At 34.1% G+C, this 14,664-nt stretch carries 20 protein-coding genes and 4 pseudogenes; 3 read left to right on the top strand and 21 right to left on the bottom strand.

Features of this window, described 5'->3' with window-relative positions:
- The 3 genes and pseudogenes from B6D18_RS01950 to B6D18_RS12825 form a co-directional block, all read right to left on the bottom strand.
- A pseudogene (locus tag B6D18_RS01950) lies at positions 1-224 on the bottom strand (helix-turn-helix domain-containing protein); the annotation flags it as partial.
- 44 nt (positions 225-268) lie between these two features.
- A complete protein-coding gene (locus tag B6D18_RS12955) occupies positions 269-622 on the bottom strand; it encodes an EndoU domain-containing protein (protein ID WP_371328856.1) in 354 nt (117 codons plus the stop codon).
- Positions 623-676: 54 nt separating this feature from the next.
- Entirely contained in the window at positions 677-1,525 is an 849-nt protein-coding gene (locus B6D18_RS12825; RefSeq protein WP_371328855.1) for a VENN motif pre-toxin domain-containing protein, read from the bottom strand.
- On the opposite strand from B6D18_RS12825, the gene B6D18_RS12820 reads away from it, so the two are divergent.
- Positions 1,488-1,730, top strand: a complete 243-nt coding sequence (locus B6D18_RS12820) for a hypothetical protein (RefSeq protein WP_254048607.1) — start codon at positions 1,488-1,490, stop codon at positions 1,728-1,730. The two genes, B6D18_RS12825 and B6D18_RS12820, sit on opposite strands and share 38 nt — an antisense overlap.
- A 150-nt stretch (positions 1,731-1,880) precedes the next feature.
- Here the strand turns inward: B6D18_RS12820 and B6D18_RS01935 are convergent, their stop codons facing one another.
- The 5 genes from B6D18_RS01935 to B6D18_RS01915 all read right to left on the bottom strand — a co-directional run bounded on the left by B6D18_RS01935 (position 1,881) and on the right by B6D18_RS01915 (position 6,862).
- The gene (locus B6D18_RS01935; protein ID WP_086362891.1) at positions 1,881-2,357 is read right to left on the bottom strand and encodes a hypothetical protein; all 477 of its coding nucleotides are present in this window, start codon (positions 2,355-2,357) and stop codon (positions 1,881-1,883) included.
- Between the two features lie 952 nt (positions 2,358-3,309).
- A complete protein-coding gene (locus B6D18_RS01930; protein ID WP_086362890.1) occupies positions 3,310-3,774 on the bottom strand; it encodes a hypothetical protein in 465 nt (154 codons plus the stop codon).
- Between the two features lie 275 nt (positions 3,775-4,049).
- On the bottom strand, positions 4,050-4,931 hold the full coding sequence (locus tag B6D18_RS01925) for a VENN motif pre-toxin domain-containing protein (protein ID WP_086362889.1): 882 nt from the start codon (positions 4,929-4,931) through the stop codon (positions 4,050-4,052).
- A gap of 536 nt (positions 4,932-5,467) precedes the next feature.
- A complete protein-coding gene (locus B6D18_RS01920) occupies positions 5,468-5,872 on the bottom strand; it encodes an Imm7 family immunity protein (protein ID WP_086362888.1) in 405 nt (134 codons plus the stop codon).
- A gap of 12 nt (positions 5,873-5,884) precedes the next feature.
- Positions 5,885-6,862: a restriction endonuclease fold toxin gene (locus tag B6D18_RS01915; RefSeq protein WP_371328854.1), complete on the bottom strand. Its 978-nt coding sequence runs from the start codon at positions 6,860-6,862 to the stop codon at positions 5,885-5,887.
- On the opposite strand from B6D18_RS01915, the gene B6D18_RS12815 reads away from it, so the two are divergent.
- Positions 6,789-7,067 (top strand): hypothetical protein, encoded by a 279-nt coding sequence (locus tag B6D18_RS12815; RefSeq protein WP_254048606.1) that lies wholly within the window; start codon positions 6,789-6,791, stop codon positions 7,065-7,067. The two genes, B6D18_RS01915 and B6D18_RS12815, sit on opposite strands and share 74 nt — an antisense overlap.
- Before the next feature lie 150 nt (positions 7,068-7,217).
- On the opposite strand, the gene B6D18_RS01905 is transcribed toward B6D18_RS12815, so the two are convergent.
- The 12 genes and pseudogenes from B6D18_RS01905 to B6D18_RS01860 form a co-directional block, all read right to left on the bottom strand.
- Positions 7,218-7,688, bottom strand: coding sequence for a hypothetical protein (locus B6D18_RS01905; protein ID WP_086362887.1), 471 nt, complete (start codon positions 7,686-7,688; stop codon positions 7,218-7,220).
- A gap of 289 nt (positions 7,689-7,977) precedes the next feature.
- A complete protein-coding gene (locus tag B6D18_RS01900) occupies positions 7,978-8,316 on the bottom strand; it encodes a hypothetical protein (RefSeq protein ID WP_086360162.1) in 339 nt (112 codons plus the stop codon).
- A 2-nt stretch (positions 8,317-8,318) separates the two neighbouring features.
- Positions 8,319-8,582 carry a hypothetical protein gene (locus tag B6D18_RS01895; protein WP_144063937.1) on the bottom strand — a complete coding sequence of 88 codons (264 nt, stop codon included), beginning with the start codon at positions 8,580-8,582 and terminating at the stop codon, positions 8,319-8,321.
- A gap of 678 nt (positions 8,583-9,260) precedes the next feature.
- Positions 9,261-9,782: pseudogene (locus B6D18_RS12735) on the bottom strand (O-acetyl-ADP-ribose deacetylase).
- Positions 9,772-10,062: a hypothetical protein gene (locus tag B6D18_RS01885; protein ID WP_086362885.1), complete on the bottom strand. Its 291-nt coding sequence runs from the start codon at positions 10,060-10,062 to the stop codon at positions 9,772-9,774. The pseudogene B6D18_RS12735 and the gene B6D18_RS01885 overlap by 11 nt, the downstream one beginning before the upstream one ends.
- 237 nt (positions 10,063-10,299) lie before the next feature.
- The gene (locus B6D18_RS01880; RefSeq protein ID WP_254048605.1) at positions 10,300-10,965 is read right to left on the bottom strand and encodes a hypothetical protein; all 666 of its coding nucleotides are present in this window, start codon (positions 10,963-10,965) and stop codon (positions 10,300-10,302) included.
- Between the two features lie 54 nt (positions 10,966-11,019).
- Positions 11,020-11,121, bottom strand: a pseudogene (locus tag B6D18_RS12950) (VENN motif pre-toxin domain-containing protein); the annotation flags it as partial.
- Positions 11,122-11,293: 172 nt separating this feature from the next.
- Entirely contained in the window at positions 11,294-11,455 is a 162-nt protein-coding gene (locus tag B6D18_RS12565; protein ID WP_158092504.1) for a hypothetical protein, read from the bottom strand.
- A 34-nt stretch (positions 11,456-11,489) separates the two neighbouring features.
- Complete coding sequence (locus B6D18_RS01875; protein ID WP_086362884.1) at positions 11,490-11,951, bottom strand: hypothetical protein; 462 nt, start codon at positions 11,949-11,951, stop codon at positions 11,490-11,492.
- Positions 11,952-11,953: 2 nt separating this feature from the next.
- Positions 11,954-12,373, bottom strand: coding sequence for a hypothetical protein (locus B6D18_RS01870; RefSeq protein ID WP_086362883.1), 420 nt, complete (start codon positions 12,371-12,373; stop codon positions 11,954-11,956).
- 1 nt (position 12,374) lies between these two features.
- On the bottom strand, positions 12,375-13,172 hold the full coding sequence (locus tag B6D18_RS01865; RefSeq protein WP_086362882.1) for a VENN motif pre-toxin domain-containing protein: 798 nt from the start codon (positions 13,170-13,172) through the stop codon (positions 12,375-12,377).
- Positions 13,153-13,356, bottom strand: coding sequence for a CPCC family cysteine-rich protein (locus B6D18_RS01860; RefSeq protein ID WP_086321170.1), 204 nt, complete (start codon positions 13,354-13,356; stop codon positions 13,153-13,155). The genes B6D18_RS01865 and B6D18_RS01860 overlap by 20 nt, the downstream gene beginning before the upstream one ends.
- Positions 13,357-13,979: 623 nt before the next feature.
- Here B6D18_RS01860 and B6D18_RS12945 point away from each other — a divergent pair.
- Positions 13,980-14,132, top strand: a pseudogene (locus B6D18_RS12945) (SymE family type I addiction module toxin); the annotation flags it as partial.
- Positions 14,133-14,176: 44 nt separating this feature from the next.
- On the opposite strand, the gene B6D18_RS01845 reads toward B6D18_RS12945, so the two are convergent.
- Entirely contained in the window at positions 14,177-14,659 is a 483-nt protein-coding gene (locus tag B6D18_RS01845) for a hypothetical protein (RefSeq protein ID WP_086362880.1), read from the bottom strand.
- Positions 14,660-14,664 lie beyond the last annotated feature (5 nt).

Genomic DNA, 14,664 nt, shown 5'->3' with positions numbered 1-14,664 from the left:
CAATTATTTGTCCACATTAATTTTAGTGCTTGTAATCTTGCTTCGGTATGACGTAAATGAGGTGTTGGTTGAAAGGCGTTACCTCCATGAATCGCAACCACTTGGGACCAATATCGAATCTGACGAGCAGATATCGCATATTTTTTTGAAAGAATTTCCGATGATTCTCCTGATAAGAATTCATTAGCTATGATAATTTTTAAATCTCGACTATATTTTGACATAAAAAGACCCCCAGTAATAGGTTGTCCAACTATTGGGGGTCACTTCAGCCTGTACCACCAGTTTTTTTATAGAAACCTTCCATTTTTATTCCACTTGAAGATATTCCGGTCCACCTGTCATTATATTTAGGATGTGGTTTTGAATTTTCAAAAGCACTTTTTATTTCCTTTTCAATTTGACGTTTAGACCAATACTTAGGGAAGAATGTTGTTTCACCCTGCTTTTCATACCACTTACCTGTAGCAGGATCTCTGACCGATATATATCCTTTCGTGACACCATTTGCATCTGCTTCACCTGTCCACTTATCTACTTTAATATTTGGATCTTTTAAATAATGTCCTCCTGTTCCAACCTTCGTGCCGTCTCTATAAGTCTTAATCTCACCATTTAAGATGTGATCGGTATTGATTGTTACCTGAGTATCTTTACCAGCTTGTTGTTGAACTAACTAGGTCGGTGTTGGTGATGGTTTAAAGTTTTCGAGATACTCTCCTACGTTACTTTCTGTACTCGTCGTGCCTTTTCCAGCAGTATTACTAGCTTTATTTGCTGAGCCTACGTCAAGAGCGTTTATCTCTCGTTCTTTATTAACATGCTCCCTAAAGTTAGACGATTCTCGAGCTTTTACACTTGCATCAACATTGGCCTCGACATTATCTTTAACCTTATTTGTAGCGGAAGCTCCCGATGTCGGTTTCACTGTTTTATTTGCTGGAATGGCATTACTTCCTACTACTTTGGTTTCACCTTGTGCAACTATATCAGTTGTTTTCGGAATATTTTTATCATTTTGTCTAGGTAAAACTCTACTTCCTAAAGAACTATAGATAGCAGCTGTAATACCGTCAGCAGCTACTTTTGCTAAATGTGCTTCTAACCAACCACAATTAGAGCAATTATCAATGATATCTGAATACCATAATGCTGAGTTTTTATATGCATTTCCTACTAAACTATCTTGTATATATAACTCTCTATAGTAAGTATCTATTAAAGATATCTTATAACGCATCTCAGCTACACAAACTTGATCCCCTGCTTCCCAACAAGATTTTAATTTGCTAATATTTGCAGCCGATTCAACGGCCATTTCCCGTCTTATAGATTGTTCACATTTTGGATCATAATCACAAGCTTTTAATCTATGAGCATACTCTTGAGGACGCTTATCTGTTAAAAAGTTATTCTCAACCGCATTTTTACTACTACGAATAGCTGCACTAGCATCGCCAATATTACCACCGCCAGCGGCAGTGGCAGTGGCAAGACCAGTAGCTAACTGCGATAATGCACTGATGGTTTCTTTTTCAGCTTCGGTTAAATCTTTGACTTCTTTGCCATACAGTTGTTTGCGGATGATATCTGACGCAACTGCACCTAGTATGGCACCAGTTAAGTCAGTATTATTACCAACCGTGATATCGTATTTACCTTTACCAGCAAATATGCTAATTGATCGATGGTGTTTTTTAGATAATGATTATTTTGAGCTGTTTTATTGAAGTGTATTTGTAAAGATAAATAGAAAGATGCCAATTTGATAGCGCATCTTTCCATATGAACATTTTAAATTTTTCAATTTAAGTTGATAAAACTGCTTTATTTTTTATAACAAGCTAAATTATCAAGTTCATAAAAACTTAATTATAATTTTATTCACAGATGATTTCGTAAAGTGTATCAGGAGCCCCCTGATTTTTCTCAAAATCATCAAGCAAGACTTCAGATAATTGAACAAATTTTATGCTTTTATAAGAATAAATATAACCAGAATCAGTTAGTGATATTACAAGTTTAGAACACTTTGATTGAATGACCATATCCTTTAATATACTAATTAAAATAAGCAATCGCTCTTTTCCTGATGATGGAAATTTGCTTTGCATTTCAGGTGCATAGTCTAAATAATCCATTAAATAATCAGCTTCCTCTCTCTCAGGATCATCGCTCATTGAAAATATAAAATTAGTTTGATTTTTATTTGGCAAATATTTTTCTGTAAATTGAAATAATTGTTCTATTAATATTTCTTTTAAGCCAATATCGTATTTTTTTGCTATTTCATTCAAGACCATTTTATAGTTAGTACATTGAATTTTTGCCAGATAACCAATAATATAATTATTCATCTATTACTCCTTAATCCATTGACCAACAGCTTTCCCATTTGAGTCAAGCTGCCTATAGTATCTACCAGTTACAAATCCTTTATCATTATATGTAATTTTGTGTTCATGAGGTACAACACGTCCATTTGAGCCTATTCCCATTTGTTTGTGAGGATGAACTTGCCCATAATCTTCTCTTGAAAATGTTCTTCCTTGACTATCATAATAAGTAATACTTCTAGAGCCATCTGCCCTTGATACCTCATAAATGGAATTTGGTGTTGAAATTTGAGGTGCTTTACCAGATGGTACAATATATGGTCTGTAACAGGTTTATTCGTTGCTGGATTAATAATTGAAGGTTGCGGAAGATCCCGATGTTGGTGTCATTGCCTTATCATGATTGGATATTTTACTTGTTCCATCCGGACAAGTCACCTTCATTGTATTATCATTTACTGTAACTATACTTCCTTTTTGAATCACTTCACCATTTGGGAGTTTTACATTTTCAGTCAGTTTCACTGTTGTATTTGTTAAAATGGCATTACTTCCTACTACTTTGGCTTTAACTACAACGGACCTAGACCTAGAGTTTATCTCTTTCGGCTAATTCTGATTTACTTTATTGAGGTTTATTTGTAAAAATAATTGAGGAGTCTATACCGTCTTATTGATATTTGAATTTTATGATGGAAAAGGTGAACATTTGATAGAGAATCTTTCTATATAGATATTTTAAAATTTTTTAGCTCAAATTAATAAAACATACTTCATGTTTTATGATTTCTCCTCTCCACAATTCACCATAAAATGCAACTGGATAAATAAACTTAGATTCACCACAGGACAATTCATCACCATTAGCACTAAAAAAGGTAAGTTAATTGTACAACTTGCGAAGGAGATCGCATTGTTGATAAATGATTAGGTAAATATTGCGACATTTGTCGCAATATTTAAAATGATTTAATTAGATAGGTAGTGTTGTCAATGTTACAGCTGAAAGCCTATCTTTTTGATTAAATTCAAATCGTAATGAATAACTATCATCTATATAATATGCAATCCACTTATTGATATAGCCTAATAACTTATCAGGATAACCTCCCCCGTCGTTAACCGGGAGCCCTAATAAGTTAGTTATTCTATTTTTATCATATGATGGATTTATTCCTGAAGGTAATTCATCATGATATTGCAAATAATCATCGTCATTTATTAAATATAAGTGAATTTGTGTCAGCTTATTATGTCGGAAATTAATTAATATTCCATTTTTAAAAAACTCATAATACTTAGTGCTATTTGGGTCATTGTATTCAATGGGCGTTTCAGATAATTTTGGTTTTTCGCCAATAGATTCTTTCAAAATAAAGAATTCTTCTGAATTTTCAGGTTTCCCTAAGGCATTGATAAGTTTTTGCCACTTGACCATTTTATTTAATTACTCCCATTTGACGATTTCTCTCTATAATTTTATTTATTGCATCTTCAACTTGTTTTGGATCATATCCTCTTTCTATCATATTTTACGCAACGCATCGGTATCCCGACAAATAGCACCACATAGATCGGCTGCATCTTTTTCGATCTGTTCTGCTGTATTTTTACCACCATATGTTGGTCCCGCTTGATGCACATCTTTAGGAACTTCAACAGCAGTAGACTCTTTGTATAATGCTCGCTCTTCTTTTACTGTTAACTCACGTCCTAATTTTTTTTCTTCAGCTTTTTTAATGCAGCGAATGATGGAATATGATCATGCTCCAACATATCACCAACTTGTTCTTTAGCTTTTAACTCTCGTTGAGCACCAACATCAAGAGCTTTTACTTTATTCTGAGCTTCTTGAACCAACTCACTGGCTTTTTTTGTATCGCCTAATTTTAATGCGGCTTTTGCTTCTTTTAATACCTTACCAACAGCATCACCTAAACCAGGTATTAATCCAACTGTTGCAATGGCATAATCAATACTATCTTCAGCTTCTGCATAAGCTTTAACATCCCCAACCACTGGCGTAAAATCAACAATTAAACCACCTATCGTTTTCAAATTCTCAATAACTAGTTCTTGTCTTTTCTGAGTACAAGCTGCATCATCAACTCCACCACAATGATTATTGATAAATCCTTGTTTTATCCTTTCTGAAGCTTCTTTTTTCTCTTGTTCTGTCCAATATGGATCTTTATTCAACAAGTTATTCTCAACCGCATTTTTACTGCTACTAATAGCCGCGCTAGCATCACCAAAATTACCTCCTGTAGCGGCAGCAGCAAGACCCGTCGCTAATTGAGATAAAGCACTAACGGTTTGCTTTTCATCTTCGCTCAACTCACTTATTTTTTTATCACCGTAAAGTATACCAATAATCGCTTTACTTGCTAGTTCACCGGCTACCGCTCCAGCACCACCGGCTAACCCCGAATGACCTTGCAGTTCAGCCACTACCGCACCAAGTATTGCATGAGAGATTAAGTTACCAGCAAGGTTATCTGTGACCCATTCACCATCCTTGTCTGGGTGCCCGGTGTGCAGTTTTATCTGCTCCGCTAACCATGGTGCACTGGCGCCAGCTAGGCCGCCGGTCATATCGCCGGTAATAATCGATACGGCTTAGTCAACGCCTTTACTAAAGTCATTGCCCATTTTGCCATCTTTTGAGTCTTTATCGGCATCTTTATGAATAGTCCGTTCGAGCTCTTTTACCTGCTCTCCTAACTCTTTTAAGCTCGTGACAATGTTTAATCTGGTCTGCTTATCTTCTTTATTAAAGATTGGTTTGAGTTTGCTATGGGCATTTTCGGTATCATGACTAAGTTCATTAATATCTTGTGTTTGCTTATCTTGGTCACGAATGATTAACTCACCGTCACTGATTGCCGCGTGCGTAATATTCGATGCTTCATCGTTGTGGCCATAAATGTGGGGTTATAGCCTCAACGGCGGGCAACTCAACCTTAAAACGCAACTGACAATTAAAAGTCGCTCGCTGGAAACCTTTGGCTTTACTAACTGTTAGCCGGTAATCATTGATATCCAACAATGATTGTTGATTATCAGTAATTGAAGGGCTGAGCTAAGAGGTAAAATAAAATCCCCCATAGGTTAAGTAAGGAGGATTAATTCTATTCCTCATCATCCTCAATCACTGGTATACAAGGCGATAAGAACGTATCTTTTTCTTTTCTAATTTTACCTCTTGCTAAAACCAAAACTTCAAATTCATTGCAAGCATCTAGTGATTCATCATTTCGAATATATAACAATCCATATGAACCAATAGCTATCCTTGCTATATATTCATAGAGGTTAAAAATCTCTATTACATCCTGAGATAAATGGTTAGTATTTCCACTAACCATTACTTGGTAAGAACCATTTACCTCATGAACATTGATAAATCCAGATGCATTTTGTATTTTATATTCCGTGATGTATGAAGATAATTTATTTAATATTAAACTCATTTCGCCATCATCACTTTCATATGTTGAATCACTTATAGATATCCAACCGTAATATTCAACCATTTAATTACCTTATTATTTTGGGTTAAGAGGTTTAGTATCGATAACAACTTTTACTCCGTAACGGTTACTATATTCATTAAGTTTATTAATTACGGATTGAGACGGTTGCCCCTCAAAGTGATAATATACTGATCTATTTGTATCTTTTGCAGCTTCAAAAGTAGCTTTCATTTGGTCTCTAACACTCTTATTTAATTGCTGTAAAGCTGGCTTGGTTTGAGCAATGTACATATCACTGATGCAATCAAATTCCCTACCATCATTTGCAAACCTAACTCTAGACTCACCACCTATCCTTTGAGCAAGTGCATCTGCTGCATCAGGTTTATTTACTTTAACTAGCCCACCAGAATACTTGTTATTAGATTGAGTAGCAGCTCTATTCCCCTTTCCAGCATTTGAACTATGGGCTTGTCTAATTACGGTTGTTTCAACTTGTGTAGATTGACTAGCAACCTGATTCATTAATCGATTGCCTTCTGCTACATTACCTGCCTTGTATGCTGTCTCAGCCTCTTTTACTAAAGTTTGTGCTGCTCTAGTCTCAACCTTAACAACTTTTCCTGCTACCTTGATATATTTTACAAAAGGTAACACTCCGGCAGTTGCTATTGCATAGTCCCCCCAACTATCAGCATCCCTAAAGGCAATATAATCGCCATATGGCGTTACCATGATAGTAAGATCTTCTGGAAATCGTTTCAAATCCTCTCTTAAAGGATCATACATGTATTTACCCGAGTTCATATCATCTATGATCTGTAAAGCTTCCTCGAGAGTTAAATAACCTGCTGCTGAAGCATGAACTATTGAATCATAATTCGCTCCTGTTCCTGGTGATAAACCGATAATATCACAACCATGCCATGGTCCCACCGAGTTATTCTCAACCGCATTTTTACTACTACTAATTGCTGTGCTAGCATCGCCAATATTACCACCGCCAGCGGCTATGGCAAGACCAGCCGCTAACTGCGATAATGCACTGATGGTTTCTTTTTCCTCTTCGGTTAAATCTTTGACGTCTTTGCCATACAGTTGTTTGCGGATGATATCTGCCGCAACTTCACCTAGTATGGCACCAGTTAAGTCAGTATTATTACCAACCGTGATATCGTATTTACCTTTACCAGCAAATATGCTAATTGATCGATGGTGTTTTTTAGATAATGATTATTTTGATTTGGTTTATTGAAGTGTATTTGTAAAGATAAATAGAAAGATGTCAATTTGATAGCGCATCTTTCCATATGAACATTTTAAGTTTTTCAATTCAAGTTGATAAAACTGCTTTATATTTTATAACAAGCTAAATTATCAAGTTCTGAAAAACTTAATTATAATTTTATTCACAGATGATTTCATAAAGTGTATCTGGTGGGGCTTGATATTTTGCAAAATCAGCATGAATAACGTCTCGCATTTCAGCGAACTTTATTTTTTTTATGGTTTCTATTTGATCGCATTCATTTATAGAAACTACCATTTTTGATGCATGGGTAATTTTAATCATGTCAATCAATGTATTAATGAGTATATCTAAGCGTTCCTTAGGATCCGGAGGAAAACCAATATCTATATTTGGTGCATATTCATCATAACTGGTTAAATAAGTAGAATTAGGATAACCGGGAACATCGCCGATTAAAAAAGTAAATATATTATCATTGGGAATTAAATAGTCAGGATAATTAATTAACCAATCTTTAGAGATTTTTTCTATTCCCAATTGACTATTTTTTATATAGTCAGATAAGTTACTTAATTTATTCTCATTTAATATTGGTTCTATATAACCACAAACAAAGCTAGACATATTAACTCTCCTTTTTAGTATTATTTATCTAAAATCCAATCACTTATAGGCTTACCACCTTTATCGAAGTGATTCTATAATCTTTATTTTTAAATATGTTACTTTTTTCGTAATAATAAATAATACTTTTAGAATCCTCTACTTTTAGCCGATAAGGCTTTTATGCAGGTCAGGTTGTATTGGTTAAAGTTGAACAAGACCAAATGATTATCAGGCTTGCTATACAGATCTAGAAAATAATAAAAGGATCCTAGTTTTTAGGTTAGGATCCTAAATTTTTAAGCCATATCTATTCATTAATTGCTTCTATTACATAATGATCTTTAGCAACAATTTTGAATATTACATTATTATTCCAAACACCACTAAAACTGTAACAATTAAAATTTTTAGGATCTTCATCTGAAAAATAGTCTAGAGTCATGGTTTTAAACGCATCATCTTTAGAAATCGTTAAATGCGATAATTCCTCACCCTCAACACTAAATGATTGGATAGCAAGTACCTCATAAAACAACAATGACCACTTTTGTTCTTTCCAATCCTGAAATACTACATTTAAACCTTGTAGATCAGAAGTGAACCTTAATATTTTTCCATCTGATATTTGTAATTCATTAAGCTGCATAACTATTTTCCTTGATGTCTCTCATTTGGTAAAAATCCTGCCCCATGTCCTGGCTTATAATCTTGAGGTTTTATTTTCTGAATTGCATTTTGTCTTTTAGCTTGATTCCAAGTTAAATTATCAGGTTTTACCTCTATATGGTAATGCTCTCCATGATGTCGAGGATTAAAGATCCCTTCATCACATGGATGACTTTCATAGCGGATCCTTGTACTACTATTAGGCTCCCAGACCATTCGAGTTGTACCATGCTGTGTTGTTGTCACTTTAGGGCTAACACTTAAAGCATTGGTTAAATCATTTGGATTTGATGGAAATCTATTTGATGCACTATTTACAGCATTCTCATTTATTACATGTTCATCAAAATTACTGTTTTTATTAGCCTGTTGATTTGCTGGCTGATTATTATTTATATTATCCTTTGTTTCTTTATAATTTCCACCACCTTGTTAAACGTTTTCTTTTCCATATACTGATTCAAAATAATCTTTATCTAATTTTCCCGTTATATTACTAGTTTTACTTTCATTGGCCGTTGATAATTTACTTCCTTTTAATGCTCTATTTATATTAGTGTCACTGAAAAAAGGCTAAAACCTACCTAGATTGATAGAGTGCGAAAGGTTTATTTGCAATTGATGAATTGAAAAAGAATTGATGTCATGTACTGTACTATTGATGCTATTGCTTCTGTTTAATATAAAACCATCTATGGTATAAAAAACATTACTCTAGATTAATAACACATTAACTTTATAAATATTAATGATATTACTAATTTGCATTTTAATCGAAAAATAATTATCAGATTTTGCATCACTAGAAATCAAAGACAGGAAGTTTAAAATTAATGTAAGTATAATTAATAATATCATGGTTATATTTTTGTATGTTTAAAATACAATAGGAAGTATTTTAATTAATCTATATAAATTTGCTAATCAACCCATCAAAATAGAACGGTATATGTCATAGTTTTCAACCTCATAACAAACAATATTTACTTTCTCTATACAAGGGTAGTTGAATAGATTATCTTTAATCGTGTGTAAGGCAATTTCTGCTGCTTTATCTTTCGGATAATCTATAAATACCAGTACTTATATTAGGAAATGAAATGGTTGTTACACCATTTTCATAAGCAAGTTTAAAACAATTTATGTAACAATTTTTTAATAATTCAACCTCATTATGACTACCGTCATTCCAACGAGGACCTACGGTATGAATGACATATTTAGCGGGTAGATTACCAGCAGTAGTAATTACAGCTTCCCCCACTTTACAACTTCCTTGCTTAGCTCGTATTTTTTGACATTCATCTAGAATTTTTTTCCTCCAGCACGATGAATTGCACCATCAACACCACTTCCTCCTAATAAAGAACTATTTGCGGCATTTACAATTGTATCAACAGGAATTTTAGTAATATCTCCATGAATAATTTCTATTTTATTTTTCATTTAATAATATATCCAAAAATTGCTTAATTGAATCTTCTTGTTTTTGAATTTCGATTGGTTCTAAAAGTACATTCATTACTTGCTTATCAACAAGTAGATCATAAATGTCAATATCTAACCAGCCTTTTGACCAGATATCAATACCTGCAATTTTTCCATTTCCTTCAATTACAACTCTTTCTAAACTACCAAAGTCTCCTTTCGGATATGAGCTGTAAGTTAATTTATAATTACTTAATTGAGGGGCAATATTATCTTTAAAATAGCGCATATCCATCATATTATTCCTTTATTTTTTATCAAGAATATTGATATTATTGACATTCAGTGTTAATGAACCTCCTTGCTTATTCAGTTGGTATTTTTGAGACGGTTTTGCATCACTTCCTAACATTTTATACCAACCATCTTTACCACCTTGAATTAAGCTATTACTTGGTACATCGAATTCTACATATACAAAACCTTTTGGTGCAGCACCTTTAAAATCATTTACTCCATTAATTGATATAAATGTTTATCCACCGCCACCTTGAATAACTTTTCCTGTACTTTGCATTTGAGCGAGTTCCTCTGGGAACATCCAACGACCAACTCTCGTTATACTGACTCCATTAACAACCCTTGTTTCACCTAGTTTTAATGACTGATTAATATTATTTGTTGCTACACTCTCCTTTCCGGCATTTATATCCGGTAATTCCGATGTTGGTTTCTTTGCCTTATCATAATTGGATATTTTACTTGTCCCATCGGGATAAGTCACCTTCATTGTATTGTCATTTACGGTAACTAGACTTCCTTTTGGAATCACTTCACCATTTGGGAGTTTTACATTTTCAGTCAATTTCACTGTTGTATTTGCTGCAATCGTACTACTTTCAACTATTTTGGTTTCTCCTTGTGCTACAACACTTGTTCCTTTGGTGATAATATTTGTTTCAGGTGTTTTATTAAGAAACTCTTTTAGTTTTTTAGCTAGTCCAGGCGTAAGTTCTCCACTTTTTTCCATTGCCATTAACGCTGATAGTTCTTTTAATTGCGCTTTAGATAATGACTTAGCTAATTCAGCCGCACTCATTCCTAACCCTGCAGCAGGCATTGCTTCTTCGCCAATAGTTTCCATCACCCAAATTGCTACTTGATTTGCGCATAATACTGGATTAACGGAACAAGCAGCCATTCCCGCTTCTGCGGCTTTAACAATAGCTAAACCAACACCAACGTAATTATTCTCAACCGCATTTTTACTACTACTAATAGCTGCACTAGCATCACCAATATTACCACCGTCGGCAGCTATCGCAAGACCTGCTGCTAACTGCGATAGTGCACTGATGGTTTCTTTATTTAATTGGGTTCCCTAGTAAGCTAATTATTTTATTTTTATCATAAGATAAATCTATTCCTGAAGGTAATTCACTAATATAAGGAGAATAATTAGGTTGATTATTAGTTAAATACAAATGTATTCGTTTTAAATTATTGTTGATTAATATAAGTCCAATTCCCTAGCGTAAGAATTTATAATATTTGAATTTTTCATGGCCGCTATATTCTTTAGAATCTTCTGATATCACTAGTTTTTCTCCTATAGAATTCATCAAAACAACAAATTTATCGGGTGTTTCGGATGTACTTAAAGCTTCAATAAACTCTTTCCATTCTAACATAATGAATAAATCCCCTTTTCTTTGTTACGTGTCTTTATCTTATTAATACAGCCAATGTTATCAAACAAAGAGTCCCATTTTTATTAAACTCAAAATGTAATGAATAATGTGTCATATGATATAATATCCAACGATTCACATATCCCAAAAAAGGACTTTGTTCATTTCCACCCACTTTTAATGGTTTCCCTAATAACTCAATGACCATTTTTTCAGTATATTGAAAATCGATCCCATTCAATAATTTTCCATGATATATAGAATAATTATCCTTTTCCTTACAAAAGAATTGAATATGATTCAGATATTTTTTTCGAAAACCGATAAGCATACCTGTTTGAAAAAACTCATAATATTTAGTTCGATCAGGATCATTATATTCAATAAGATCTTCTGATATTTCAGGATTTTCACCAATTTCATCTTTTAGCGTATAAAACTCTGAAGAATTTTCAGATTTACCTAATACATTAACTAATTGCTGCCATTTAATCATGATCAATAGATCCCCTTTTCTTTGTTACGTGTTTTTATCTTATTTATGGCATCTTCTATTAATTTCGGATCATACCCTTTTTCAATCATATTTTTTCGTAATGCGTCTGTATCTCTTTTAACTGCTTCATAAAGGTTTTCTGCATCTTTCATGATTTGTTCTGCAGTGTTTTTACCTCCATATGTTGGTCCTGCTTGATGAACATCTCTAGGAACTTCAACCGCTGTTGCTTCTGCATATAGTTTTTTCGTTTCTGTTGGAGTTAAAGGTCGTCCAAGTCTGGTTTCTTCAGCCTTTTTTAATGCAGCAAATGATGGAATATGATCATGCTCTAGTCCATCACCAACTTTTGCCTTTGCTTTAAGTTCCCTAAAAGGGCCGACATCAAGAGCTTTTACTTTATCCTGAGCTTCTTGAGCCAACTCAATGGCTTTTTTTGTATCGCCTACTTTTAAAGCCGCTTTCGCTTCTTTTTAAGAGCTTACCAACTACATCACCTAAACCAGGTATTAATCTAACTGATGCAATAGTATAATCAATAATATCTTCAGCTTCAGTAAATGCTTTTGCATCACCTATTATTGGAGTAAAATCAAGGAGTGTATTTTCTATATTAGCTAAAAGTTCACCGGCCTCTTTATAGGGTTCTATAATTTCTTTCTGAATTTCAGCAGACTGCTCAAGTATAGCGTGTTCACGTGCATTGTCATCTAAATTATTACAAACATCATCTGTATAGCAATTGTATTGAGCTATCATTTTTGATTCTGTGAAAAAGAAATCAAAAACAAGATTCTCTTCATTATTCTCAACTGCATTTTTACTGCTACTAATTGCTGTGCTAGCATCGCCAAAATTACCACCGCCGACAGCAACGGCAAGGCCGGATGCTAACTGCGATAATGCGCTGATGGTTTCTTTTTCTTCTTCGGTTAAATCTTTGACTTCTTTGCCATACAGTTGTTTGCGGATGATATCTGCTGCTATTTCTCCGACCACAGCACCAGCTCTACCGGCAAGTCCTGAGTTACCTTGTAGTTCCGCAACCACTGCGCCGAGTATGGAATGCGCAATTAACCTTGCGGTTTCGTTATCACCGGCTTGTATCTTTATCTGCTCAGCCAGCCATGGAGCGCTGGTGAACTTAAGAAGTAAATACAAGATGTAAAAAATCCCAGTTTTTGGGGCTGGGATCTGCTTTTTAGTATATTTTATCTCCATTTATATATGCTATCCGTGCTTCATTTAGACTCATCTTATTAGCTCCACCAGAAAAATCAGGATCTTCAAATTGAACTGGATCATCTTCCCAGCCGCATATATTACAGATTTCATACTCTCCAGGTGAACTAATAGTTTCATTTCCACAACAAGGACAAAAATACTTATCGTTTATATCTATCATTTTTGTTTATCCCAATATTCCATACCTTTTTCCGGCTTATACATTGTTCTCGGTGTACCATCTGCATTTTTTATAGCAAATATATTTGTTTTTGGATTGTAATATAAAGTATCTCCATTTTTTCTAACTTTTATTAGAGTTCCTTCTGGCGGACTTCTAACAAAATTATGAGTTGCATCAACATATTGTTTTGCATTTTGATATTCAGGGAAATCGCTTTTATGTTTATTCCAATGTTCATAGGCATTTTCAACGGAAGTTCTTTCTTTTGTTTCCGCCCAAATTGTATCATCTTTTTGTTTGCCCTTACTTTTTATATCCGTAGTTTTACCAGTATCTGTTGGTTTTGTGACTCCACTGCTTGCTTGAGAATAAAGAGATTTTAGACGCCATGATTTTAAAGCATCAGGCTAAGCAGTTGATTGGTTAAAACAGGGCGGCTAAAGAAGAAGTAAAAGCTAATGCAGTAAACAATAGCGCAGCATTAAGGTGCTCGAACACCTTAACACTGCTAACCACAACTAACTATCGAGGAGTTAACTATGGCTAAGGCACATTCTAAGCTAAAATCAACCACAGGAAAAGCACCTGCACTACAACCCACTGAGTGATTTTATACCGTCGGTTATGTGCCACAAGGCGCAAATCGCAACCCCAGACCACAACTGGCCATTAAGGGTAGATGGTTGGAACAGATAGGCTTTTATGTTGGTTGTACAGTTATCATTAAAGTTAAGCAAAATAAACTTATTATTAAACTAACAAGCAAGTTTTAAAAAACAATAAAAGATCCTCACACAAATTAGGTGGGGATTGATACTTATTCAACGGGCTCTAATGAAACAGCCATTTCTAATACTATATCTAAGTAAGCTTTTTCGCCATTATGATTTCGCCGTTTCAGTTCATCATATGCGTAAATAATTTCAACTTTAGCCCCTTTTTGAAAAAGCTTTTTATCCTTGTAATTAATATAGTTATAAATGCTTTCTTCAACTTCGGAACCATCATCTAATAGTAAACTAAAAGCATTATCTACAGAAGAAGGATCTTGACCTGCCACATAGGTTCTAGTTATTACTCCCGACACGTGCAGTAAAGGCATTTTTCCTTGTTTAATACTATTCCACCATTCTTTAGAACCAAAAAGGCCATTTGTACCTTTTAAACCCATATTTGGTCTCGACTTATCGAGCGTGAGTGACTGTGTCATTACAATTTGCTCAGGATTATCTTTTAACTCTTCAGATAAAAGATAAACTAATTGCATAGGAACTTTTGAATTTTCTAACTTTAATAACATATTTC

The organism is Gilliamella sp. A7 (assembly GCF_002142015.1).
GTDB lineage: Bacteria > Pseudomonadota > Gammaproteobacteria > Enterobacterales > Orbaceae > Gilliamella > Gilliamella apis_A.
Note: the sequence above shows the minus strand (reverse complement) of the source record. Positions and strands in the feature narration are given on the sequence as shown.

Excerpts from the sequence above, each read along its gene's own strand:
- B6D18_RS01885 (WP_086362885.1), bottom strand. The coding sequence starts at position 10,062 with ATGATGGATATGCGCTATTTTAAAGATAATATTGCCCCTCAATTAAGT.
- B6D18_RS01925 (WP_086362889.1), bottom strand. The coding sequence starts at position 4,931 with ATGACCGGCGGCCTAGCTGGCGCCAGTGCACCATGGTTAGCGGAGCAG.
- B6D18_RS01875 (WP_086362884.1), bottom strand. The coding sequence starts at position 11,951 with ATGATTAAATGGCAGCAATTAGTTAATGTATTAGGTAAATCTGAAAAT.
- B6D18_RS01880 (WP_254048605.1), bottom strand. The coding sequence starts at position 10,965 with ATGGCTGCTTGTTCCGTTAATCCAGTATTATGCGCAAATCAAGTAGCA.
- B6D18_RS12565 (WP_158092504.1), bottom strand. The coding sequence starts at position 11,455 with ATGTTAGAATGGAAAGAGTTTATTGAAGCTTTAAGTACATCCGAAACA.
- B6D18_RS01935 (WP_086362891.1), bottom strand. The coding sequence starts at position 2,357 with ATGAATAATTATATTATTGGTTATCTGGCAAAAATTCAATGTACTAAC.
- B6D18_RS01900 (WP_086360162.1), bottom strand. The coding sequence starts at position 8,316 with ATGCAGCTTAATGAATTACAAATATCAGATGGAAAAATATTAAGGTTC.
- B6D18_RS01930 (WP_086362890.1), bottom strand. The coding sequence starts at position 3,774 with ATGGTCAAGTGGCAAAAACTTATCAATGCCTTAGGGAAACCTGAAAAT.
- B6D18_RS01845 (WP_086362880.1), bottom strand. The coding sequence starts at position 14,659 with ATGTTATTAAAGTTAGAAAATTCAAAAGTTCCTATGCAATTAGTTTAT.
- B6D18_RS01865 (WP_086362882.1), bottom strand. The coding sequence starts at position 13,172 with ATGGAGATAAAATATACTAAAAAGCAGATCCCAGCCCCAAAAACTGGG.
- B6D18_RS01860 (WP_086321170.1), bottom strand. The coding sequence starts at position 13,356 with ATGATAGATATAAACGATAAGTATTTTTGTCCTTGTTGTGGAAATGAA.
- B6D18_RS01920 (WP_086362888.1), bottom strand. The coding sequence starts at position 5,872 with ATGGTTGAATATTACGGTTGGATATCTATAAGTGATTCAACATATGAA.
- B6D18_RS01905 (WP_086362887.1), bottom strand. The coding sequence starts at position 7,688 with ATGTCTAGCTTTGTTTGTGGTTATATAGAACCAATATTAAATGAGAAT.